Here is a 22,087-nt window from a genome sequence, read left to right on the forward strand (position 1 = left end):
GTTATCATTTTACAGAGTATAATACTTCACAGGGTGATCATTTGTTATTTAGCTAAAGTAACTAGTTAGTAACCGGTTACTTCAATAATCTAAATGGTAGCAACCGGTTACTATTCCATGTTTAAAAAAAGTAATAATGGTAACCGGTTACTAACTAGTAAAAAAATAAAATACTATCACTAAATCGTTGATTCTCTTATTACTAAATGAGGGTCAATGAAAAGATTTTCCGCTTTAATATCAGTAGTTTTCGATTTTAATAACATATCTACTGCTTTTTCTCCCAATTCTTTATAAGGGTGACTGACAGAGGTAATTTCAGGTATTGAATTCTGAGTTAATTCACTATCATCGAAGCCTACAAAAGAGAAGTTATTCATTTTCTTTTGATGACACAGCTTTAATGCCCCGATAACAACTAGGTCATTAATACCTATGATCCCTGTTGGTAAATTATGTTTATTTACCTTTAACATCTCCTCCATTGCTTCTTTGCCACGTTTGACATCATATCCACTATAAATTTGCCAACTGTCCACAGCAGCTAATTTGTGTTTCTCTAAGCTTTTTCTAAAAGCTTCTACTTTAATATCTGTAGTGGTAATCCCTATCATCCCACCGATCAAGCCAATCTTTGTATGTCCTTGTTTGACTAGGTGGTCGATAATTAATTCTATTCCCTTGGCCTCATTCGTAGAAATACTCGGACATTCAAGTGTTTCCATTCTGCCATTAACAAGTATGACTGGAATTTTTTCGATGACATACTTTAATTCATTGATTTCTGATACTTCAGGGTAGGTCTTATTTATTCTTCCACCCATAAAAATAATGCCTTCAACTTGTCGTTCAGATAATACTCTCAGATGTTTTGACTCCAATTCACTACTATTCATAGAGTTACATAAAATTAATGTATATCCCTTAGTAAGTGCGTATTTTTCAGCTTCGATGAATACTTGAGCAAAGAAAGGGTTAGTGATATCAGGAAGAATAACCCCTATCATCTTGGATTCTTTCTTTGTCAGACTTCTTGCAACCGCATTTGGTTGATAATCATATTTTTCAATCAGATCGAAGACCTTTTTCTTCGTTTTCTCACTTACTGGATAATTCCCTGCTATTACTCTAGAAACAGTAGCAGATGAGACGTTTGCTTCCCTTGCTATATCGTATATAGTGATTGATTTTTGTTTCATTGTATGCTCTTCCTTCTTCGGATGTAACCGGTTTCTATACAATGTACACTACACGAAAAGTAATGTCAATTCTATTTTTGCAATTTTAAAAAAATAGATCGATAGTATTATTTCTTACTTGATATTGACTTTCAGTTCATATCTAATTAGCAATTCTTATTAGGATTTGCCCTTCACATTCATTGAAGATGAGGTTTTTTTCGCCTATGAATGAACAATGCATATACAACGAGCGAAACTCATTTTATCCCCCCTCTTTTACCATTGACTTAATTATTTTAGACATTATGATGCCCAAGTTAGATGGATGGTCAGTCTGTAAGAGAATCCGTGAAAAGTCTGTTGTCCCTATCATTATTTTGACAGCACGATCAGATGAAGAAGATACATTATTAGGTTTTGAATTAGGCGCAGATGACTATGTTACAAAACCTTATAGTCCACGTGTATATTGGCAAGGGCAAAACGTTTACTGACATCTCATTCCTCCAATCCAAACAAAAAGGACCATCTTTTGACTAGTCAACATATTGAAGTGAATCTTCAATCTCATTCAGTAAAAGTGGATGGAAAACACATAGCATTAACACATACTGAGTTTGAAATATTAACGTATTTAATGATGAATAAAAATATTGTTATAACTAGGGAACAATTAATCAATCAAGTATGGGGGTAAGAGTATGCCGGAGATGATCGAACCATTAATACACATATGCGAAATTTAAGAAATAAACTTGGGACAAGTGCAAAGCAAATTAAAACAATGGTTCGAGCTGGCTATAAATTTGAGGAGAAATCATGAAAAACCGGATAGTAATGAAGTTATTCCTTTTAACAACTGGATTATGTTTGTTCATTATACTGGCTATATTTGTCGGTCAAACTTTATTTTTTGAACGGTTTTATGCCGAGAAAAAAGTCGATCAGTTAACCGAAGCTATTGCAGCTTTTCGTCAAGAATATCTAAACATTGATGAGGAGGATAGGTTGCGACAATTGGGACAAGACTTTTACCAGGAGCATAATGCTTGGATTGTCGTGTTAGATGAGAATGGCAACATAAAAGGAACAGAAGACTATTTTATTGAACTAGAAAGAGCATTTATATTCGCAAATACAAGCACAAGAAAGGTCGAAAGAAAATATGTTGAAAATGAACCAATCAAAATTCCTATTTATTATTTAATCAATCAAGAGGAGCTTATAAATCAAGAGAATATCCTTAACGAATATCCAACTGTTGAAGTTCAAGGGATAAAGGAAGACAATACCATTTATCCATATCAATTGTTTTGGAGATCTGATGATACTTTTGGTAGTGTATTTGATAGATGGGAATCGGTTCAGGAGGCACGGCCTCAGGATACAATTGACGGTGTGTTGGATAGACAAGGATCCTATTCCTATACACTATGGGAAAACAGGTTTGCAAGAAGCCGAAGTGTTTGACGATACTTCTCTTGCGATATATGGTCACGTCAAAGATATTTATATACCAGATGTAACTCATAATATATTTTCCAACCCCATATTTCTCGACAAATTAAAGGAGTTCCAGGTTGACCTGCTGCTAAATAAGAATGTGGATACAGAAATACAGGATTTCGAGCAAGATAATATTCAATATAAGCTACTCGTTAATGCAGCCAAAAATAGCAATGGGGAAACAATTTATTTCTATACGATGGCTTCCTTACAACCAGTTAATGAAGCCGTACAAATGATTAAAGAATATTATATATATTGTTCTATTTGTTGTAGCGTTAGTTTTGTTAGCTGCTTTTTATTATTCAAAAGGAATCGCAAGACCTTTATTACGTATAAATGATGCCACGAAAAGAAGGACAAATTTGGACTTTCCTGAGAAAATTACTGTTCAATCCAAAGATGAGATTGGTGAATTAGCAAACAATATTAATTTTCTTTCTACAACATTACAGTCCTATATCGATCAACTGCAACAGGATGTCGAGAAGGAACGGCAATTAGAACAAACACGGAAAGATTTCATTGCAGGGGTATCCCATGAGCTGAAAACTCCGCTAAGTATTATGAAAAGCTGTATGACGATTCTTCAAGACGGGGTTGCAGTTGAAAAGAAAGATCATTATTTTAGTGCGATGGAAAATGAGGTAAACCGCATGGATCGGTTGATTGCGGATATGCTAGAACTGGCTAAATATGAATCAGGGACATATAAAATCGAAATGGAATCCTTTTTCATTGATGAATTGATTCGTTCGGTTTACAATCAACTGTCATTAAAAGTAATCGATCAAGAAATGGATGTGAATCTAAATCTTCAATCGATTGAAGTAATCGCTAATCATGATCGAATGGAACAGGTTATTACTAACTTTCTTTCTAATGCGATTCAACATACACCAGACAAAGGAAAAATAGCCGTTTCAACGATCAGTGAGAAAGGGAAGGTAAAGGTTACTATAGAAAACGAAGGAATTCATATTGATGAGGAACAGCTAGATAAAATTTGGGATCGTTTTTATCAAGGAGAGAAAACTCAACGCTCAAAACAGGGTACAGGTTTAGGACTTGCTATTTCTAAAAATATTTTAAAGCTTCATGATGTTCCATTCGGAGTATTTAATACTGAAATAGGAGTATGTTTTTACTTTTATTTAAATAAAGTGTGACATTAGCTTGATTAAACCATTCGTTTAATACCTAATACGGTATTAAACGAATGGTTTTTTTATGCAATTCAATCTTTAGCTTATATACACTTTATCTTTATCTGATCTTTATTTCCCTATACTAATCTATTAATTGAAGATAACAACATAGAATTGAGGTTTTCATATGAAGAAGATTAGTATAATTATCTACTTCGTCTTTCTTCTCACTATTTCTGCCTGTCAAAGTGAACAGACTACGTATCAAATGAACTCACCAGAAAAGGAGATTGAACTAAATAATGTAAAGTCATTCAACGAGGATTCTAATAATGAAGATGCATCATCGGAGGGTGATCAGCCCCGAGATACAGGAAAAGTTGTTTATCTAACATTTGATGATGGCCCCACCTCAGCAACAAAAAATATCTTAGATACGCTCAAGCAATTTAATGCTAAAGCGACATTTTTTATGTTAGAGCCTGCAATGAGAGAGTTTCCAGATATGGTAAGAAAAATGGTAGAAGACGGTCATGCTGTGGGAATGCATGGGGTTACGCATGACAAAGATCAATTTTATGCTTCTGAGCAAACTGCTCTTGAAGAAATGATCAAAGCTCAGGAAACTCTTCAAGACATTACTGGCATTGATTCCAAGTTGATACGAACACCATATGGCAGTATTCCTTATCTAACCGAATCTTATCGAGAGGCTTTGACTAGTAAAGGGTTACAATTATGGGATTGGAATGTTGACAGTAGTGATTGGTCATTATCAGGTGACCAATATGTAGATTCTGTTGTGAATCAAATCGAAAACTTAGCTAGTGCAGGGGTTACATCTATTGTTCTGATGCATGATCAAACAGAGACTGCCAATCACCTGTCCACCCTATTAACTTATTTATCTGAAAACGGGTTTCAAACAAAGAAAATCGATGATAACACCGAACCATATAACTTTAACTGTTATGACCGTTGTCATTCACTGAACTCAAATTAACTTAAAATGCATGAAGGAGAGAGTATTATATGAAAAAATGGATTCGACTTCTACTATTATTATTATTTATTGGTTTATTGTATTTTACCCTAACCGACAAACTAGAACCTGATACATCCAATCAGACAGATACTACTTACACTTCCTCAAAAGAAGAAAAATATAAGGTTGTCATTGACCCCGGACATGGCGGTGAAGACCCTGGCGCTATCGGTGCTAGTGGTTCATACGAAAAAGATTTTACATTAAGTCTAGCTAAAAAGATCTCCATTTTATTAGAAGATGAACCAAAACTTGAGGTGCACATGACAAGAGAAGAAGATGTTTTTCTATCAGCAGAAACTCGAGAAAGGCCTAAATTTGCCAATGAGCTAGATGCCGATTTATATATATCATTACATGCTAATACATTTACGGACCCATCTGTTTCTGGTACAGAATCTTTCTATTATCATAAAAATTCAAAACGATTGGCGAATATTATACACAGACATGTTTCTGAAACGACAGGTTTTCGAAATCGTGGTGTGAAGAAAGAAAATTATTTCGTGTTAAAGGATACTACTATGCCGGCAGTTTTACTTGAAATCGGCTATATAACCAATCCAGAAGAAGAACAAACAATGTTAACAGACGATTTCCAACAATCTTTAGCAGAAGCTATTAAGAACGGAATCAATGAATACTTGAAATAAAGTTCGAGTTCATCACTATAATCTTTTGAAACTTCATAGTATTAGCTTTTCTTGCTCAGTAGAATACGTTCTAATTACTGAACATCTTATATTTGATGGAAACTGAAAAAAATTATCACCAAAAGAAAGGCAAAATTACTTGAATAAATGTAACAGAATAGCCCAGGATGAATACAACGTCATCTCGGGCTATTAGTGCTATTTTCTACAGAAAGGAGTGACAGAGAATGGAAAATAATGAATTAAACATATCCTCCAAGCTATTAGCGAATTGTCTGATAAATTTGATCAAAATTATAACTCCATACAGACACTGTCCAAAAAAAGGGGAGCAACATCAAACTTCAATACAACAGTTATCCGAGAAAGTTGATACAAAGCATACTAAATTAACGAAGGATATAGACAGAATGGAAGATAAAATGAACTTTATTCAACATAAATCATTGGACATGATGAAGAAATTTTATAACTATATATTCCTTTATTTTAGATATACATTAAGAAAATCTAATGAACTCCTTTCTGTTCACATACCATCTTTAATACACCTGCTGAATTTGTCGATTTGCTATAATAATAGCCTTGCACCAAATAGCCACCAAGATGAATAGAGAGAACTATAGAAACAAATAATTCACATAGACTTAAATGATCACAAGGAAAAAAAGCGAAGCTAAATGCTACCGCTTTTTTTCTTCCCAGATAAACTTATTATTGTTATCTATCAATTCGCCAATTGTGGGAATGATTATATCTGCCATTCCTTGTAGATCTTTTTGGTTACTAGCGCCTGATAAGACTCCTATTGCTAACCCAGCCGATGCATTCTTTGCTAATGCCAGATCTACTGGAGTATCACCCACCACCGCTACTTGTGATGGACGTAATTGATACAGTTCACAAAAATGATCAATGATTTTTGGATCAGGTTTCTGTACTGGAAACCGATCAGATGTCACTAAGAATTCAAATGAATGTGAAAGATGCAATGCATCTAGACAAAGGTTAGTCGTTGTATAATCATCAGCAGTTGCGATTCCAATAATAATATTCCTTGCCTTCATTCGATCCAATAGTTGAGGTAATTGATCAGTTGTTGGTTGAACTTCATGGATATATTTTTGTGTCTGCTGGTTAATATAATTCGATACCCAGGAATAAACCACTTTTGGTGTATCCATTGGCAGATATAACTGAATGACTTGATTTAATGCATATGTGATATCTTTTGTCGTCCCTCCAGCCAATATACCCGTGGCTTCTACCTGTCCACCATTAAAACCGATCGCCTTTGAAAAATGTCCATATAGTTCTTCACTATCTGTATATCGATTACTTATGTGTAAAAGTAGTTCATGTATCGACTTATTCCATATGTTATGAAATTTCATTAATGTACCATCTTTATCAAAAATGATTGCTTTGATGTCATCCAAAGATTATTTCCCTGCCTTTTGTAATAATTCTCCCCAATTGCTTAGGTTTTGCTCTTTCGTTCCTTTAAATATTGGGTTCGTAAATGCTAATAACTCTCCATCTTCTTTACGAATTTCAGCTCGTACATAACTATAGGAAGAGTCTAAATGAAATGTTTCCTCTATGATGCTGTTATCTGCCATTTGCTTAGACACCACTACTTCTCCATTCACAATCCAATTCACTTTGGAACATTCAGTGACATTGTGACAAATAATTTTATAGTGAAGCTGCGTACCCGTACAAGTACTTCCTAATTTTACTGGTCCATTCTCATCTTCCATCTCGATTTCTAATTCAGGACCTCTAGATACATAGATCTCACCTCTACCTAAAGCCTCTAATACAGATTGCGCAGTTAATTGCTCTGCAAACACATATGTTGCCGGATCGCCAATTAGCGATGGTGCACCGCCTTCTTGGTAACTTTCCGTTGGAAGCATATGAGAATCTGAACCACCAATGCCATAGATATGATAACCATCGAGAAGTAATTCGTCCCATAATGTCAATGCATCCTCGGTTGCTTGTGCATTATCTTGATAGGTTGGGTCATTCCATATTTCCACAACGTCGATTTCTGTTAGTGCCGTTTTCTGGAATTGCCAATCCCATGGTTTTAGCATCGGATGATTAATCGATCTAATGCCTTGCGCTTCTTTTGTTTCACGCAATAACCGATTCATCCCTTCTTCACTTTCCATGCCACCATCACTACATGTCGGTCTCCAATCTAACCACCTGTTAATACCTAATGCATTGTAATGACCTTTCGTTGCGGTAATTTCTACTCCTGGAATGACTAGTATATCATCCTCAATCCAATTAGTTGGGACTACGTTATGATCTGTTGCAACAAAGAAATCGAGATTTTGTAATTTTGCTTGATTCATACCTTGAAGTGGTGTTAATTTACCATCAGAGATTGTCGTATGGGTGTGGAAATCACCTTTATACCACCCTGCCTCTTTGTTGACAACTTTTTGATAATGGTAATTATTTAAACGAAAGAAAGAATCCTTCTGATTGATAGCTTTTACCCAACCTTGTTTATGCTCAGAATGAACCACATGTTGACCTAACTCCACTTCTACTTGCAATGAGTATTGATCTACACTAGAAAAAATCTCTATTTCCCATTGCCCTATTGTCATTTCACCCGGTACTATACTATACGAGCATTCACTACCGTCTGGAGAGAGAAACAGTTCAATGTTTTCTTCATTTATTTTTAAATATTGTGCTCTTAAATGATTATGAGGGTCCCATACAAGTAGCATCATCCAATTTGGCACAGAAAAGGATAAGTTCAATCGAAGTGTAGCACCCCTTTCATTAACAAAAAATGAGTGCTTTACATAGTTTGTATTTACTTCCGCTCGATTTCCCTGACTAATTTGATTTGACATGCAGTGTCCTCCTTTAATTATCCAATACTTCATCAAGTGCTTGTTGCGCTTCTTCTTTAGCATCTTTTAGTGCTTCTTCTGCCGGAACATTCTCAATTTCCACAAGATCGACTGCTTTACTAATAGCATCTGTTATGTTCCCACCAGTTGGATCAACAAAAGCATGGGACGTTGTTTTTTCTGCCTGCTCTAAAGGTACTAGAATTTGAGGATTCTCCTCTGAAAATTCTTTATATGTGTCTACTTCTCTAGCAGATTTACGAACGGCAATATATCCAGTATTCATCGACCAATCCGCCGTCACTTCTGAGCTTGTAAAGTAAGATAGAAAGTCAAATGCTGCTTTTTGTTCCTCTTCAGAGGCGAGCTCCGTAATCGAACCTAATAACGTATCTGCTACTGGAGCTGGATCATGTCCTTCCCAGCCAGGCTGCATATGTGCAGAAACAATCGAGAAGTCTAAGTCACCTTGATCACCGCTTGAGCCAGTGTAACCAGCAGCACGATTTTGAAGAACATCATCGATGGTTTTATACCAATATTCCCATCCTTGTCCGCCATGTTGAATAGCCATTACTTCGTCCTCATGAATCGCTTCTCTAAAAAACTCCCAAGTCTCAATCCATTCTTTACTGTCGATCATTACTTCTGTTCCCTCTTCATTAAGGATGGTGCCGCCACGGCTTAACGAAGCATCTATTAGATTTCCAGCTCCCCACATTGGCATCCATCCATAGATATCCTTTTCTTGTTTAATCGTTTCGGCTGCCTCAAGTAATGTTTCCCAGTTATTCAAAGCATCTGGCGAAATACCTAATTCACTGAAGACATCATCACGGTAATACAATACTTGTGTTGTCCCATATAATGGGAGTGCATATTGTGAGCCACCCACTTGACCTTGACTATAAAAAGACTCGACAAAATCAGTTTCATTAAATTCAGTTGCTTGTGCAATAAAATCATCCATTGGCGCTAAGGCTTCTTTTTGTGCTAATGCATTCATGGTGTCTACACCTAACAGTACTGCTGCAGGAACCTCTTGCGCAGCAATTGCAGCCTGTAATTTTTGATAGGTTTCTGTATAGTCTCCCTGTGCAACACCGTTTACGATAACTTCATCTTGACTATTATTATACTCGTCGATAATCCGTTCCATATTGTCACCCAAATTACCTCCAAGTCCATACCAAAACTCTATCTCCGTCACTTCCTGATTTTCTTCTTCTGCGCTTGCTTCTTGCTGATCATTTGAACAACCAGCTACTACAAATAAAAGAACCAATCCCCACAGCACGATCTTAAATTTATTTTGCTCTTGATTCATCATTCTATTTTCCTCCTTTGTATTATCCTTTAACACCTTGATCACTAATTCCTGAAATAAACCACCTTTGTGCAAACAAGAAAAGAAGCAGTAATGGTAAAATAACAAATGTACTTGCTGCCATTATGAGCGGCCATTGCATTCCATACCCACCCTCTTGCATAAAAAATTGTTGAATACCTTGTGTAATCAGCATTTTATCCTCACTTTTTATTATCAATGATGGCCATAAGTAATTGTTGTAGTTCTGCACAAACGTTATCAATCCGAATGCGACAAAAGATGGTAATGTCAATGGGAAGAAAATTCGCCATAAGATTCGCCAATGATTGGCCCCATCAATTTTCGCAGCATCTACTACATCTTTTGGCACTTGTAAAAATCCTTGACGCAAGAGAAAGATTCCAAAAACACTAACAGCATTTGAAATAATAATTCCTTCATAACTATCAAGTAGGTGAAAATCTGCCAAGATTACATAACTTGGCACATAGGTGGCTGCTACCGGTAACATGTAGGATGCTAGAATTAACCCGAACAAGATATTTCTACCCTTAAAACGAAACTGAGTAAAAGCATAGGCAATCATCGCAGAGTTAATTAGTTGGATTAATACAATGGCAACCGCCGTTATTACACTATTTAATATGTATTGTCCAAATGGTGCCATGTTCCATGCTTCCACGAAATTTCCCCATTGCGGTTCACCTGGCCACCAAACAGGGGGAAATTGCCAAATTTCCTCCTTCGTCTTAATAGAACTTACAACCATCCATAAAAACGGAAAGAACATCATAAAACTGAATATCGTTAATAACACATATTTGGATGTTGTGGTTAGTAGTTGCCTTATGGTCATTGCAATCTCCTTCTCAATTTATTGGTAATGTACCCATTTTTTCGATACAACAAATTGTATGAGGGACAAAAACACGGTAATGATGATTAATATCGTTGCAAGGGCTGTTGCTCTACCCATGTTAAACTCTTCAAATGCAAATTGATAATACATATACAGCAACGTTCTTGTGCTTCCGGCAGGACCGCCTTGAGTCATTACCTGTATCTGGTCATATGCTTGTATCGCCTCAACCGTGGATACAATCACTAGAAAGAATGTAGTGGGCGAAACAAGTGGTAGTGAAATATGAATAAACTTCCTTAAACCTGAAGCACCATCAACAGAGGCTGCTTCATATAGGTCAGTCGGGACCTTCTTTAATGCATTCAAATAAAAGATCATCGACCACCCTAACCCTTTCCATATCGTAACAATAATAATAGCTGGCATTGCCCATCTTTGACTGCTTGTCCATGCTAATCCTTCAATTTGAAAAAGGGATAATAGCCAATTAGCTAACCCTGTTTCAGGTTCAAATATCCATGACCAAACAATAGCAACAGCAACTGTTGGGGTAACCCATGGCGAAAATAAAATAGTACGAAATATGCCGAAGCCTTTACTGTTTTTAACAAGAAGCATCGCAAGTAACAGTCCACCAAAAACTGTCGGGATCACTGTTCCCAGCGAAAAATATAATGTATTCCACAAGACTTGATAAAAACTACTGCTTTGAAATAAATGAATATAATTTTCTAACCCTACTATCTCGTAGCTTGGACTAATATAATCCCAATCGGTTAAACTGATCCAAAACGATTTAATCATTGGATAAATCCAAAAAATAACGAGAGGAATCATTGCCGGTAACGCAAACAGCCAGGGGGTTAACATGTACCAATTAAAACGATTCTTTTTCACCTTGGGTTTATCCACATTTTTTTCCTCTATCGATACTTCCAACTCCTGATCACTCCTTTCTCGTATCATTTACATTCTCATTCTACCGAATAAATGTGGAATAAGTGTTAACAAATGTTTAATTTTGTGTAAAAAACAACATTTTAAAACAAAAGTCCACATTTATGTTTTTTATGCATAAAAAAACAGGCGTACTGATTAAGAATTTATAATCTCTACGCCTGCTTTTTCATAATTTTCTTTTATATTTTCTGATAAAGAACTGTCTGTAACAATTCCATCCACTTCATTAAAGGAACAAACTTTCAATAGAGATACAGCATCAAACTTACTACTATCAGCTAATACATAGCATTTATTAGATGATTCCACTAACTTCCGCTTCACATTCCATTCCATGACACCGTAGTCGGTAAGCCCTGAATGCAAGGAGATACCACTCATACTTAAAAATAAGGTATCAATATGAAATTGTGTAATAAATGATTCCGTCATATCACCAACTACACACAATTCTTCATTACGCAAAATCCCGCCTACCATGATAATGGTGTAATGTGGCATACTGGACAGTTCATATGCTATTGGCAATGAATTTGTCAATATCGTTAGCCGTGTAAACTTCTTTTTTAGAGCTTTGGCAAATTCCGTGTTGGTTGTACTTACGTCCATTGCAATGGATTGACCTTCCTTAACAAACCTTGTTGCTATTTCAGCAAGTTCTTGCTTCTCTTTCACATTTAAATTGCCTCTAGCAATAAAAGATTTCTCTTCCTTGTTTTCTTTTTCTAAGATGGCCCCACCATGTACTCGTTTCAGTTTTCCAATGGATTCTAAATATTCTAAGTCTCTTCGAATTGTTTCAACTGATACGTTATATTCCTTTACTAAATCTGTAACGCGAATCGAATGAAATTGATTTAGTTTCTCTAATATATTTGATTGGCGATCTTTCATCAGCATAATCGATCTCCTCCTACAATTTGTGGAATTACAACTAAATCCACATTGATTATATCACGATTACATGCTGAGTTGTAGTAGGAATATTTTTTCAAAAGACATGGATACTATCTAATTAAAAGGTCTTCCTAATACTTAAAAATAGTGATTTAAGATAACCTATAATATTCGTATCATAGTGGACAAATACCGGACAATATATGTTATGAATGCAAATTTAAACCATTATTAGTATGAACAAAATAATAATTAACAATTGGCTTAACATGCTTAGATCTAGCTGCTTCAATACATTAAAAGAATACCTTGTCTAATTCGACATAATGTGATAAATTACATGAATAAATAAAAACTATATCATATAATCCTAGTAATATGGTCTGGGAGTTTCTACGGAGCAACCGATAATTGCTCTACTATGGACGTTGGATGTTAGAACACTTTATCTAAAATTATTGTGCTATCATTCTTTAGTTCTGTATATTTTAAGATACAAACGTCTATGGAAATCATAGGCGTTTTTTTATATTTATTCTCCTAATTTCTGTAGCAGTGCACATAAGGCAAGCTCCGTAGAAAACAGAAAGGTAAGAGAACAGTGGAAATATTAAAAGACATTTTAGCTGCACTTAGTGGTGTGCTGAAAGGTTTACCGCAAGGGCTTCTAGCATTAGCATTTGGCTTTGCTTCCGTTCCAACCGCAATGGCCTTTATTGTAGGTGCATTAGGAAATAGTGTAACAGGATCCGTCGCAGTCATCTCATTCCAAGCAGAAACCATTACGGTTGCAGGATCGATGGGGAAAAATATGCGTGAACGATAATCGATGATCTTTTTTGGTGCCTTCATCATGTTTGTGATTGGTGCATTTGGCGCACTAGAAATGATCATTTAATGGATTGGGCCAGTCATTACCAATGGAATCATGGCGGGCGTTGGTATTATGCTTACCAAAGTTGCATGGGATATGGCAAAAGGTGATAAAATTCCTGGAATGGTTTCTTTTGCTACAGGATTAATCACTTATTTAGCTACACAAGACTTGGTATATACGATCACCATTTCAGTTGTCTTATCTAGTATCGTCGCTTTTTTTACTAGTAGAGATGAAGATACTATAACAAACGATCTGTCAAAACCGTTCACCATTCATCTCATCACGAAAGTAACGAGTTTTCTGGTGAACATTTATAAAGTGAATTCCATAACGACAACCGATGAACAATTGCTATGCTTAGATGGAAAAGATGCCGCTTTGTTAAAAGGAAAAAAAATCGCAATTGTCGATGATGTCATCAGTACAGGCGAATCGATTCGTGCACTTGAAGAACTTGTGGAGAAAGCAGGAGCAATCGTCGAGGCAAAGGCTGCAATCCTCGCTGAAGGTGATGCTGCTGATCGTGATGATTTCATCTATCTAGGAAAATTACCGCTCTTTAAAAAGTAGAAACATGGAAAACAATAAGCTACGGGGATGTTATACGCACTTATTCTGGCTAGTAAGGGTGATCTTAAACTCCCCTAACCTTAAAAATAAACCAGAAGAAAATAATCGAAATCTCATTCTGGTTTATTTTTTCCTAATTTATATTTTAGTCACCAAGCCCTAATCCACATCCACCAATGCCTTAATCACTTTCTTCTGTGGATCTAAGATGTCCTCAAATTTTTCTGGTACATCAGCAAGTTGAAGTCTGTGCGTAATAAGGGCTTTTGTATCTACATTTCCTTTTTCCATTTGCGTTATCACATAATCAAAATCTTGAATAGTAGCATTACGTGAACCTAGTAAACTCATCTCTCGCTTATGAAACTCAGGATCCTCAAAGGAAATAACATCCTTTACTAATCCCACATATACTAGCTGTCCTCCATGACTTACCAACTGAAAGGCGTTTGTCATGGACTGTTTATTTCCTGTCGCATCAAAAACGACATCAGGATAGTCACCATTTGTTAACTCGGAAATCGCTGATTCAGCATTATCTAAAGCATCCACTGTCCCATCTACATTAGCCCATTTTTCACAGAATTGAAGACGTTCTTGATTGACATCCATTGCAATTACTTTTGTTCCTTTTAATTTTGCAAATTTCATTACTCCAAGACCAATTGGACCTGCTCCAATCACTAATACTGTGTCACCTTCGCCAATCTTAGACCTTCTAACAGCATGGGCACCAATACTCAACGGCTCCACCAACGCTGCCTCAGCAAGATCAATATTATTTACCTTTAGCACATGATCACTTGGAACAGATATGTATTCTCTCATTCCCCCATCTATATGGACACCTAGCACTTTCATGTCTGTACAACAGTTCGTTTTCCCTTTTCTGCATGCTACACATTCTCCGCATTCCATATACGGTATCACAACTACTTTATCTCCATTCTTCACATTTTCCACTTGGGAACCTAATTCTATCACTTCGCCAGACAATTCGTGACCTAAAATTCTCGGATAATTGAAAAAAGGCTGGACGCCATTATAGGCATGAATATCTGTCCCACATACACCAATATATTTAATATTAATGAGCACATCTTTATCTGTTGCTAAACTCGGCATTTCCTGTTCTACTTTTTTAAATTGGTGGGCTTCTTCACAACGAATAACTTGCATATGTAAACATCCTTCCATCTTTAATATTTATAACTTATAGCCATGACGGTAAAAGCAAGGTGATGATCGGAAAAAAGGCAATAATTAAAGCACCTACAATCAACACAGCATAGAATGGCAACACTTCCTTCATAAATTCTTCTATTTTTGCTCCAGTTATCGAACAAGTCGAGAACATGACGGTACCTAAAGGAGGTGTGATCGTTCCAATACTCAAACAAATGATAAAAAAGATACCAAAATGCACAGGATCAATTCCATACTGTTCTAACATTGGCATGAACAGAGGTGTTAGAATGATTAAGGCAACATTCCCCTCAATAAACATCCCGACGATCAATAAAAAAATCATCATAATAATTAAAAACATATAGGAATTTCCAACAAACCCTGTTACTACTTCTGTCAATCTTTGCGGAACTTGCTCCACTGTCAATACCCAGGCAAATGCAGAAGCACCTGCAATAATAATTAAAATAGAAGCAGCAGTATATACCGTTTCAATCAAAGGCTTAAGCAGTTCACTAACTTTCATTTGTCTAAATACAATTAATCCTAAAAACAACGCATAAAATACTGCAACAGCACCTGCTTCTGTTGGACTAAACACACCAAATCTGATCCCACCAATGATAATAACGGGTAAAAGAATGGCTAAAGCAGCATCCTTTGAAGCTCCTATTACTTTTTTAGTTTCTGGTCTTTTTATTCCTTCTTGTACCTCATAGCCACGCTTTTTTGAAATATAATCAACTAATACAAGCATAAGGATACATAGGACGATTCCTGGAATGATACCAGCTAGAAACAGATCACCAATAGACACATCGCCTACATAGCCATACATAATTAGGGCTATACCAGGAGGAATAATCGGTGTAATTAATGAAGATGCGGCTGTTAACGAAGTTGCAAACCCTTTAGAGTAGCCCTTCTTCTCCATTTCAGGAACAATAATTTTTGACTGCATGGCTGCATCTGCTATGTTTGAACCGGAAAGTCCTCCCATTAAAGTACTTAGAACCACATTTACTTTTGCCATTCCACCTGGTAAATGTCCTGTTATCACATCGGCAAAAGTAAGCATACGTCGTGTAATACCTGTGTAGTTCATTAAAATGCCTGCTGTGATAAAAAACACGATAGCTAATAAAGGGATCGACTCTACTCCACCAACTATTCGTTGAATTAAAATAATGTTTGTAAAATTATCAGATAACATAAAATACACAAAACTACTCGCAATTAAAGCAAAAGCTATCGGTACATTTATAAAAATAAATATTGCGAGTAAAATGAGTGTCATCGTTAAGGCCATATTACATCTCCTCCTTTCTCTTCTTACCAATAAACGTTAGTAAAAAGTCAGAGGTAAGATGTACGAGAGACAGAAGCCCTCCTAGGAAAACAGAAATATAAATATAGGAGTAGCTTATTCGTAAGACAGATGTTACTTTCATTTCTGCTTGGATAGTGATAGTTAATCCCAATAGGATGAAAACGATAATTAGCACAAAGTATATAGTGAAATAGCGTAATAAATCTACTATATAACGTAAGGAGCTAGGTAACCTTCTTACAAAATAATCAATCCCTATATGTGCATCTCTTTTCATAGTGGAACTGACCCCAATAAAGATTAACCATACAAATAAAGCTAACGTTACTTCTTCTGCCCAAACTAGTGGATTGTTGACGACAAACCTTAAAAATACATTCACAATCGTAATAATGAGTACACCTGACAAAGCAGTGACCGTTATGAAATCATCAATATTTAATAGATATTTCCATAATCTTTTCCACATAGTTTCCTCCTACTATTTATTTTGATTTTTAACTAACGCTTTCATATTTATCGTTCTTCTATTAACTCTTGCACTTTTTCATATAAACCAGGTGTCCAGCTTTCAAATGATTGATAAACACTCTGTGTCTTTTCTTTAAATGCCGTCTTGTCTATTTCATTTATGGTAATCCCTTGTTCTTTAAATTGGTCTAATACTTCCTGTGATTGCTCTTCAGCTATTTGATTACCATACGTAGCAGCCTCTTCACCAGTTTCCACTAATATCTCTTTTATATCTTCAGGCAATGTCTCTAAAAATTGTGTTCCTGCAAGCCAAGGACTAATAATTTTGGTATGACCTGTTTGTGCTAAATAATTAGCTACCTCGTGGGTCTTTGATCCTTCAAGAACTGGTAAAGGATTCTCGGCACCATCAACCAATCCTTGCTGTAAGGAGGTGTATAAATCTGATAATGGCATCGGAGTAGGTGAAGCACCTAATGCCTCAAAGGTTTCAATATACATATTATTGTTCGGCACCCGAATTTTTTTACCTGCTAGATCATCTGGTGTCAGCACTTCTTCTGTTGTCATTAAATGCCGTTCACCATATATCGTGTTTTTCGTGACAATACTAATCCCATACTCAGCTAATTGATCTTCTAAATCCTTAAACCATTCAGTAGACGTTAAATAAAGCAAATCATCAAAATTGTCTGTTAAATATGGAGCAGTTAGTATTCCAATATCCGGCACATAATCCATTAGGTAATCATACCCACTTAAAACGATTACATTACTTCCAAGTACCGCTTGCTCGGTTACATCTTTTTCTGAACCTAACTGAGAACTAGGATACAAGTTTAGTTGGAGCCTACCATCACTTCGCTCTTCTGCAAGCTCCTTCCATTTGTTTGCAGCCTGATCAATAAATTCATCAGGTTCATTACCATATGCAATATTAACGGTAATCACTTCATCACCTGCATTCTCGCTTGATGTCCCTAAAACACTTGTAACAAGAGAAGAACGATCACTATTACAAGCCGCCAGCATCCCGACAAGTATCAATAACAGACTAAGAAGAACGTAACGATTATTCTCCATGTTTGAAACCACCTTTTTGAGAATTTTAAAATTACTACCTAAAGTCAAATTTATCAAACGCTTACATTTCCATAAAATTCAACACCTTTATTGATAACGTTTTCCTTAATGCGATTATACCAACAATATAAGGAATTAAAATAGCGGATTTTTGCAAATTTATACTCTATTTTGATATTATGAGTTAAATAGCTTGCAGGAGGATGGTTTAAGTGGTGCAACCAATTAAAAAGAATTTTAATCCGAAAAGTGTTTTTCCGCTTGAAATTGTTTTTCAGGATACAAAAACTCCCCAAAGGGAACTACCAAATCACTTTCATGATTGGTATGAGATCGTCTATGTTTATAGTGGAACTGGTAGTTTTTTTATTGAAGGAAGCATCTATCAGATGAAAAAAGGAGATTTATTTACATTGCCTGGAAATAGCATTCACTATAGCATCCCAGATTCGAGTAATCCTGTTACTTCTACCGCCATATTTTTTAATCCAGTACTCGTACAAAATAGAAACTTAGGGGACACCTTCTCTTTTCTTGATATATTTGAAAAGTCTGTCCGGTTTAACCATTACCAGCATGAACTAAATCATTCCGATCAACAGAAAATGGAAGATATTTTAGAAAGAATGTATACGGAAACAAGCGAAAAGGAATATGGCTATAGACATTCCATACTCAATTACCTGCAATTGTTACTAATATATTTTAATAGAACCATTTTACTTAAGAGGAATCACCATAAAACGTCTAATTCCTATGTTCAAAGATGGTTGGAAGAAGTATTTGCGTTTATCGAAAACCATTATACAGAGGATATAACGCTAACAGACTTATCCCTGCACGCTAATGTTAGTATCGCTCACCTGAGCCGTGTTTTTAAACAAATGACTGGATTGAATATTTCCGAATATATAGTAACAAAAAGAATTTTATTAGCAAAAGACATACTCCTTAAAACAGAAGAGAATAACGCTAATATAGCAAGCCAGTGCGGATTTGAGAGTTTACCACATTTCTACAGAACATTCAGGAAATATATTGGGATGACACCTAGCCAGTATCGCAAACAGCATCATTACGATGAAAGTTAATCCCTTTCATGATATCGGCTCATTTCAAATCTGTAGATAATGGGCAGTTGATAGAAAGAATTTGCACTGGCTCTCTTCGTTCTTACATGATGAAAGAACAGACATTTACAATGAACCTACTCTCTATAACTCTATAACTAATCTTTTTCTAACTCAGAAGTTATTCTTTTACAGAGCAACTACATCATTAATTCCCAAACAAATGATTGATTAAGTACCAAATTCACTTCTTGATGTACCTAATTTGGTACTTAAATCCGATTTTAGTACCAAATTAAACTTCGATAGAAGAAAAATGGTAGTTAAACTGAATTTAAGTACCAAATACATGGAATGTCGAGGCTATTTTGGTACTTAAAAATAGAGTTGAAATGATGGTGGATAATTCGTTCGATTAAACAGATGGATTCATTCGATTTTGTAGGGAGAAGGATAAAAAATACGAATAGAAGGCTTTGAAACAGATGTAAAAGTTAGAAGTATGGTGGTGATTACTTTTTCATATTGCTAAGTACGCTTTGCAATAAATAGATTAGAAAAAGGTTATCAAGATAACTATTAAATGCAACTACAAGATTTCCCTACAAAAGCGATTTAACCGGGAAAGCTAACCAATTAAAAGTGAGGTTTTCTCTTTGATAAATTAATCCGTTTTTATTTTTGTCTCAAATGCTAGTATATTGAATTTCCCCTTTTCATCTTATAAGAAGGCTTGTGGTCATTAATACAACACCTGAGACTTACCTATTAAGTAATCACTTTATATAGCTTAAAAACCATATAAATATAGCTACACCAAAAACAAAGATGGTAGATATAACGAGTGATGTCAAATATTTTCTTTTTCCACTAACTATCATTTCCACTACATTAACTGCATTCATTAAACCAAGTGAAAAGAGCATACCTATCGTTAAAAACTCGGACGAATAACTTGACGGATTGGAGGATATCAGTCCTGAAACAGAGTAAAATATTAATTGAACAGCAAAGTAAAGAGTAGCGATTCTGAACGTAATATCTAGTGTCAAAAATAGCTTATTTCTTTCTCTATATCTTTTTTTAAGGCTTTCAATCATGTTCATACACTCCTCTATAACGTTTAAGTAATTATTCATCCCTAAGATAAGTTGACTAAATAGAAAGCTACAGTTTCAGTTATTATTCATACACTGATTCATTCTCTGTTTCTTCCTCTTTAGGAGTTAGCTTCTGTTTATAAGGAGCATAAGAAGCAAGAAACGTAGCTATCTGATCTTTAGTTTCATCCAATGTTATAATACAGCTTGCGCTAGTAAAACCTAGCTTTACCTTCAATTCGTAACTATCATTTACCTCTTTGGTATGACCATAGAATTTATGATTAACATCAATACGGACAAATTGATAATACTTGATCTTCTGCCAAGGGATGAACTGGGTACCTATCATTAACCCCTCTTCTTTTATAGCAAACGTATTTAACACCTGATAAGAAAACAAAGTGAACGGAATGATGAACAAATAAATTGGGAACAATTCCTCTGTAAATAAAGCATAGAAAAACGCACTCCAAATCAGCACAAGAAGACAACCGTAAATAACAAGACGCTTTTTGTGATATGTTATCTCTGGATAATCAATGGTTCGAAGGGGCTCCAATCTTATATTGCGATAATCCATCTCCGAACTTGGGAAAATACTTCGACTCTTTAATTCCTTCAAAGTACGCCCCACTCGGTATATATGATATATCACAATACCTATAAACAACAGATTAACCGATAAATACATATTTTCACCGCCTCTTCTATCTCTTACATTATATACGTATTAGAACCATTTCAAGTTTCAGGTTTCTATCCCTATCCAATTCCATGTCGAATTCATGTATATTAAAAGGCATCTACCATTTTGGTACATGCCTTTTGGTTGTTTTCACTGTAAAATTCCAGCTTTTAATATATTCGACATTGAAACACAAACTCTTTCTTTTTTCGATGCCAACCATCCATCTTTCACTAAATATTGGCACTCATCTATTAGGCCTATTCATTCTATGATTATATATCCGCCACACACCGAAAGCCCAAATTGCCTGTTGAGCTGTCCATTGTATTCGCGCTACGTGCTGCTACTCGGTATCGATTACAGTAGGAATGGTGACACAGGTAGGAACCACCTCGCATCACTCGTGGTATTTGGTTTCCTGGGTATTTTAATTGTTTGGTGTTATCATTTTCAAATGGATCAGCACACCATTCCCAAACATTTCCTGAGACGTTGTATAAGCCATAACCATTTGGCGGAAACGAGACAGCTGGTGCAGTACCTATATAGCCATCCTCCTTCGTATTACTCGTAGGAAATTCACCCTGCCATATATTGCAGTAATGTTCACCATTCGGGTGCAATTCATCTCCCCATGCGTATTTCTTTTGTACTAATCCACCACGAGCAGCATACTCCCATTCTTTCTCAGTTGGAAGTCGCTTCCCTGCCCAGTCACAAAAAGCAACCGCATCATTCCAGGAAACATGGATAACCGGGTGGTCCATCCGCTCGTCAATCGAGGATCCGGGACCTTCTGGTTGATACCAGAATGCCTCATCTACTGCTAACCACCATGGTGTTCCTGGAACCCTTCGTTCTTCTATCACCTGTTCCTTTCGAAGAAACAAATGAAAAACGAATGACCAACCATATGTTTCTGCTTCGGTTTTGTAGCCAGTATCATCTACGAATGCCTTGAATTCGGCATTAGTAACCGTGTGGCTATCGATATAAAAAGGCTTCACCTCTTCTTTTCTTACCGGACCTTCCAGATCAGCTGGAAAACCGTCATCATCCTCTGTCCCCATTAGAAATGCTCCACCATCAAGTAATACCATTTTATCTTTAAATTTGATGGCTTGCTGTTTTTGATTTGTCACAGGTGACGTTTCTGTTTTTGCATCTGTAAAACTTGCTCTGCTGACTGAACAACAAGAAGCTTGCTGATTCTCCTTTTCCACTTCAAAAA

General features: G+C 35.9%; 23 protein-coding genes, 2 pseudogenes and 1 riboswitch. Of the genes and pseudogenes, 11 read left to right on the forward strand and 14 right to left on the reverse strand.

Annotation, left to right across the window (positions count from 1 at the left end; translation table 11 throughout):
• Positions 1 to 179 precede the first annotated feature (179 nt).
• Positions 180 to 1,199 (reverse strand): LacI family DNA-binding transcriptional regulator, encoded by a 1,020-nt coding sequence (locus tag GHT08_RS07940; protein ID WP_163580902.1) that lies wholly within the window; start codon positions 1,197 to 1,199, stop codon positions 180 to 182.
• Positions 1,200 to 1,462: 263 nt separating this feature from the next.
• Here GHT08_RS07940 and GHT08_RS22560 point away from each other — a divergent pair.
• The 8 genes and pseudogenes from GHT08_RS22560 to GHT08_RS07965 all read left to right on the forward strand — a co-directional run.
• Positions 1,463 to 1,681: pseudogene (locus tag GHT08_RS22560) on the forward strand (response regulator); the annotation flags it as partial.
• Positions 1,682 to 1,752: 71 nt separating this feature from the next.
• Positions 1,753 to 2,004: pseudogene (locus tag GHT08_RS22565) on the forward strand (winged helix-turn-helix domain-containing protein); the annotation flags it as partial.
• Positions 2,001 to 2,651, forward strand: a complete 651-nt coding sequence (locus tag GHT08_RS22570; RefSeq protein ID WP_420370956.1) for a hypothetical protein — start codon at positions 2,001 to 2,003, stop codon at positions 2,649 to 2,651. The pseudogene GHT08_RS22565 and the gene GHT08_RS22570, both read left to right, overlap by 4 nt.
• Positions 2,629 to 3,030, forward strand: coding sequence for a hypothetical protein (locus GHT08_RS22575; RefSeq protein ID WP_420370957.1), 402 nt, complete (start codon positions 2,629 to 2,631; stop codon positions 3,028 to 3,030). The genes GHT08_RS22570 and GHT08_RS22575 overlap by 23 nt, the downstream gene beginning before the upstream one ends.
• 22 nt (positions 3,031 to 3,052) lie before the next feature.
• Positions 3,053 to 3,856 (forward strand): HAMP domain-containing sensor histidine kinase, encoded by an 804-nt coding sequence (locus GHT08_RS22580; protein WP_420370958.1) that lies wholly within the window; start codon positions 3,053 to 3,055, stop codon positions 3,854 to 3,856.
• Between the two features lie 166 nt (positions 3,857 to 4,022).
• Entirely contained in the window at positions 4,023 to 4,838 is an 816-nt protein-coding gene (locus GHT08_RS07955; protein ID WP_163580903.1) for a polysaccharide deacetylase family protein, read from the forward strand.
• A 29-nt stretch (positions 4,839 to 4,867) separates the two neighbouring features.
• Entirely contained in the window at positions 4,868 to 5,533 is a 666-nt protein-coding gene (locus tag GHT08_RS07960; RefSeq protein ID WP_163580904.1) for an N-acetylmuramoyl-L-alanine amidase family protein, read from the forward strand.
• A gap of 227 nt (positions 5,534 to 5,760) precedes the next feature.
• On the forward strand, positions 5,761 to 6,147 hold the full coding sequence (locus GHT08_RS07965; protein ID WP_163580905.1) for a hypothetical protein: 387 nt from the start codon (positions 5,761 to 5,763) through the stop codon (positions 6,145 to 6,147).
• A gap of 69 nt (positions 6,148 to 6,216) precedes the next feature.
• Here GHT08_RS07965 and GHT08_RS07970 read toward each other — a convergent pair whose 3' ends face one another.
• From GHT08_RS07970 to GHT08_RS07995, 6 genes are all read right to left on the reverse strand, one after another.
• The gene (locus tag GHT08_RS07970) at positions 6,217 to 6,972 is read right to left on the reverse strand and encodes an HAD family hydrolase (RefSeq protein WP_163580906.1); all 756 of its coding nucleotides are present in this window, start codon (positions 6,970 to 6,972) and stop codon (positions 6,217 to 6,219) included.
• 3 nt (positions 6,973 to 6,975) lie between these two features.
• Positions 6,976 to 8,421, reverse strand: a complete 1,446-nt coding sequence (locus GHT08_RS07975) for a CehA/McbA family metallohydrolase (protein ID WP_163580907.1) — start codon at positions 8,419 to 8,421, stop codon at positions 6,976 to 6,978.
• A 13-nt stretch (positions 8,422 to 8,434) separates the two neighbouring features.
• Entirely contained in the window at positions 8,435 to 9,751 is a 1,317-nt protein-coding gene (locus GHT08_RS07980) for an ABC transporter substrate-binding protein (protein ID WP_193568283.1), read from the reverse strand.
• Between the two features lie 19 nt (positions 9,752 to 9,770).
• On the reverse strand, positions 9,771 to 10,607 hold the full coding sequence (locus GHT08_RS07985; RefSeq protein WP_163580908.1) for a carbohydrate ABC transporter permease: 837 nt from the start codon (positions 10,605 to 10,607) through the stop codon (positions 9,771 to 9,773).
• An 18-nt stretch (positions 10,608 to 10,625) separates the two neighbouring features.
• Entirely contained in the window at positions 10,626 to 11,483 is an 858-nt protein-coding gene (locus tag GHT08_RS07990; protein WP_163580928.1) for a carbohydrate ABC transporter permease, read from the reverse strand.
• 225 nt (positions 11,484 to 11,708) lie between these two features.
• On the reverse strand, positions 11,709 to 12,473 hold the full coding sequence (locus tag GHT08_RS07995; RefSeq protein ID WP_163580909.1) for a DeoR/GlpR family DNA-binding transcription regulator: 765 nt from the start codon (positions 12,471 to 12,473) through the stop codon (positions 11,709 to 11,711).
• Between the two features lie 337 nt (positions 12,474 to 12,810).
• A riboswitch (purine riboswitch) is annotated at positions 12,811 to 12,912 on the forward strand.
• A gap of 159 nt (positions 12,913 to 13,071) precedes the next feature.
• On the opposite strand from GHT08_RS07995, the gene GHT08_RS22155 reads away from it, so the two are divergent.
• On the forward strand, positions 13,072 to 13,296 hold the full coding sequence (locus GHT08_RS22155; RefSeq protein ID WP_238343527.1) for a hypothetical protein: 225 nt from the start codon (positions 13,072 to 13,074) through the stop codon (positions 13,294 to 13,296).
• Positions 13,297 to 13,416: 120 nt separating this feature from the next.
• The gene (locus tag GHT08_RS22160; protein WP_238343528.1) at positions 13,417 to 13,920 is read left to right on the forward strand and encodes a phosphoribosyltransferase family protein; all 504 of its coding nucleotides are present in this window, start codon (positions 13,417 to 13,419) and stop codon (positions 13,918 to 13,920) included.
• 159 nt (positions 13,921 to 14,079) lie between these two features.
• Here GHT08_RS22160 and GHT08_RS08010 read toward each other — a convergent pair whose 3' ends face one another.
• The 4 genes from GHT08_RS08010 to GHT08_RS08025 are packed head-to-tail and all read right to left on the reverse strand — an operon-like array spanning position 14,080 to position 17,995.
• On the reverse strand, positions 14,080 to 15,099 hold the full coding sequence (locus tag GHT08_RS08010; RefSeq protein WP_163580910.1) for a zinc-binding alcohol dehydrogenase family protein: 1,020 nt from the start codon (positions 15,097 to 15,099) through the stop codon (positions 14,080 to 14,082).
• A gap of 34 nt (positions 15,100 to 15,133) precedes the next feature.
• Positions 15,134 to 16,417, reverse strand: coding sequence for a TRAP transporter large permease (locus tag GHT08_RS08015; protein ID WP_163580911.1), 1,284 nt, complete (start codon positions 16,415 to 16,417; stop codon positions 15,134 to 15,136).
• Between the two features lies 1 nt (position 16,418).
• Positions 16,419 to 16,907, reverse strand: a complete 489-nt coding sequence (locus GHT08_RS08020) for a TRAP transporter small permease (RefSeq protein ID WP_163580912.1) — start codon at positions 16,905 to 16,907, stop codon at positions 16,419 to 16,421.
• 47 nt (positions 16,908 to 16,954) lie between these two features.
• Positions 16,955 to 17,995 carry a C4-dicarboxylate TRAP transporter substrate-binding protein gene (locus GHT08_RS08025; protein WP_163580913.1) on the reverse strand — a complete coding sequence of 347 codons (1,041 nt, stop codon included), beginning with the start codon at positions 17,993 to 17,995 and terminating at the stop codon, positions 16,955 to 16,957.
• Positions 17,996 to 18,207: 212 nt separating this feature from the next.
• Here GHT08_RS08025 and GHT08_RS08030 point away from each other — a divergent pair, with 212 nt between their 5' ends.
• Positions 18,208 to 19,086 carry an AraC family transcriptional regulator gene (locus GHT08_RS08030; protein ID WP_163580914.1) on the forward strand — a complete coding sequence of 293 codons (879 nt, stop codon included), beginning with the start codon at positions 18,208 to 18,210 and terminating at the stop codon, positions 19,084 to 19,086.
• Between the two features lie 755 nt (positions 19,087 to 19,841).
• Here GHT08_RS08030 and GHT08_RS08035 read toward each other — a convergent pair.
• The 3 genes from GHT08_RS08035 to GHT08_RS08045 form a co-directional block, all read right to left on the reverse strand.
• Positions 19,842 to 20,165, reverse strand: coding sequence for a hypothetical protein (locus GHT08_RS08035; RefSeq protein WP_163580915.1), 324 nt, complete (start codon positions 20,163 to 20,165; stop codon positions 19,842 to 19,844).
• Positions 20,166 to 20,247: 82 nt separating this feature from the next.
• Positions 20,248 to 20,790 (reverse strand): DUF5673 domain-containing protein, encoded by a 543-nt coding sequence (locus GHT08_RS08040; protein ID WP_163580916.1) that lies wholly within the window; start codon positions 20,788 to 20,790, stop codon positions 20,248 to 20,250.
• 338 nt (positions 20,791 to 21,128) lie between these two features.
• Positions 21,129 to 22,079, reverse strand: coding sequence for a formylglycine-generating enzyme family protein (locus tag GHT08_RS08045; RefSeq protein WP_163580917.1), 951 nt, complete (start codon positions 22,077 to 22,079; stop codon positions 21,129 to 21,131).
• Between the last annotated feature and the right edge of the window lie 8 nt (positions 22,080 to 22,087).

The sequence above is a fragment of the Gracilibacillus saliphilus genome, assembly GCF_010994085.1.
GTDB lineage: Bacteria > Bacillota > Bacilli > Bacillales > Amphibacillaceae > Gracilibacillus > Gracilibacillus lacisalsi.

Bases quoted from the DNA above. Each gene is read 5' to 3' on its own strand.
- GHT08_RS07985 (WP_163580908.1), bottom strand. From the start codon at position 10,607: ATGACCATAAGGCAACTACTAACCACAACATCCAAATATGTGTTATTA.
- GHT08_RS08025 (WP_163580913.1), bottom strand. From the start codon at position 17,995: ATGGAGAATAATCGTTACGTTCTTCTTAGTCTGTTATTGATACTTGTC.
- GHT08_RS07955 (WP_163580903.1), top strand. From the start codon at position 4,023: ATGAAGAAGATTAGTATAATTATCTACTTCGTCTTTCTTCTCACTATT.
- GHT08_RS08015 (WP_163580911.1), bottom strand. From the start codon at position 16,417: ATGGCCTTAACGATGACACTCATTTTACTCGCAATATTTATTTTTATA.
- GHT08_RS07965 (WP_163580905.1), top strand. From the start codon at position 5,761: ATGGAAAATAATGAATTAAACATATCCTCCAAGCTATTAGCGAATTGT.
- GHT08_RS22570 (WP_420370956.1), top strand. From the start codon at position 2,001: ATGAAAAACCGGATAGTAATGAAGTTATTCCTTTTAACAACTGGATTA.
- GHT08_RS07995 (WP_163580909.1), bottom strand. From the start codon at position 12,473: ATGCTGATGAAAGATCGCCAATCAAATATATTAGAGAAACTAAATCAA.
- GHT08_RS22160 (WP_238343528.1), top strand. From the start codon at position 13,417: ATGCTTACCAAAGTTGCATGGGATATGGCAAAAGGTGATAAAATTCCT.
- GHT08_RS07980 (WP_193568283.1), bottom strand. From the start codon at position 9,751: ATGATGAATCAAGAGCAAAATAAATTTAAGATCGTGCTGTGGGGATTG.
- GHT08_RS08020 (WP_163580912.1), bottom strand. From the start codon at position 16,907: ATGTGGAAAAGATTATGGAAATATCTATTAAATATTGATGATTTCATA.
- GHT08_RS07940 (WP_163580902.1), bottom strand. From the start codon at position 1,199: ATGAAACAAAAATCAATCACTATATACGATATAGCAAGGGAAGCAAAC.
- GHT08_RS07975 (WP_163580907.1), bottom strand. From the start codon at position 8,421: ATGTCAAATCAAATTAGTCAGGGAAATCGAGCGGAAGTAAATACAAAC.
- GHT08_RS08010 (WP_163580910.1), bottom strand. From the start codon at position 15,099: ATGCAAGTTATTCGTTGTGAAGAAGCCCACCAATTTAAAAAAGTAGAA.
- GHT08_RS07990 (WP_163580928.1), bottom strand. From the start codon at position 11,483: ATGTTAACCCCCTGGCTGTTTGCGTTACCGGCAATGATTCCTCTCGTT.
- GHT08_RS08035 (WP_163580915.1), bottom strand. From the start codon at position 20,165: ATGATTGAAAGCCTTAAAAAAAGATATAGAGAAAGAAATAAGCTATTT.
- GHT08_RS07960 (WP_163580904.1), top strand. From the start codon at position 4,868: ATGAAAAAATGGATTCGACTTCTACTATTATTATTATTTATTGGTTTA.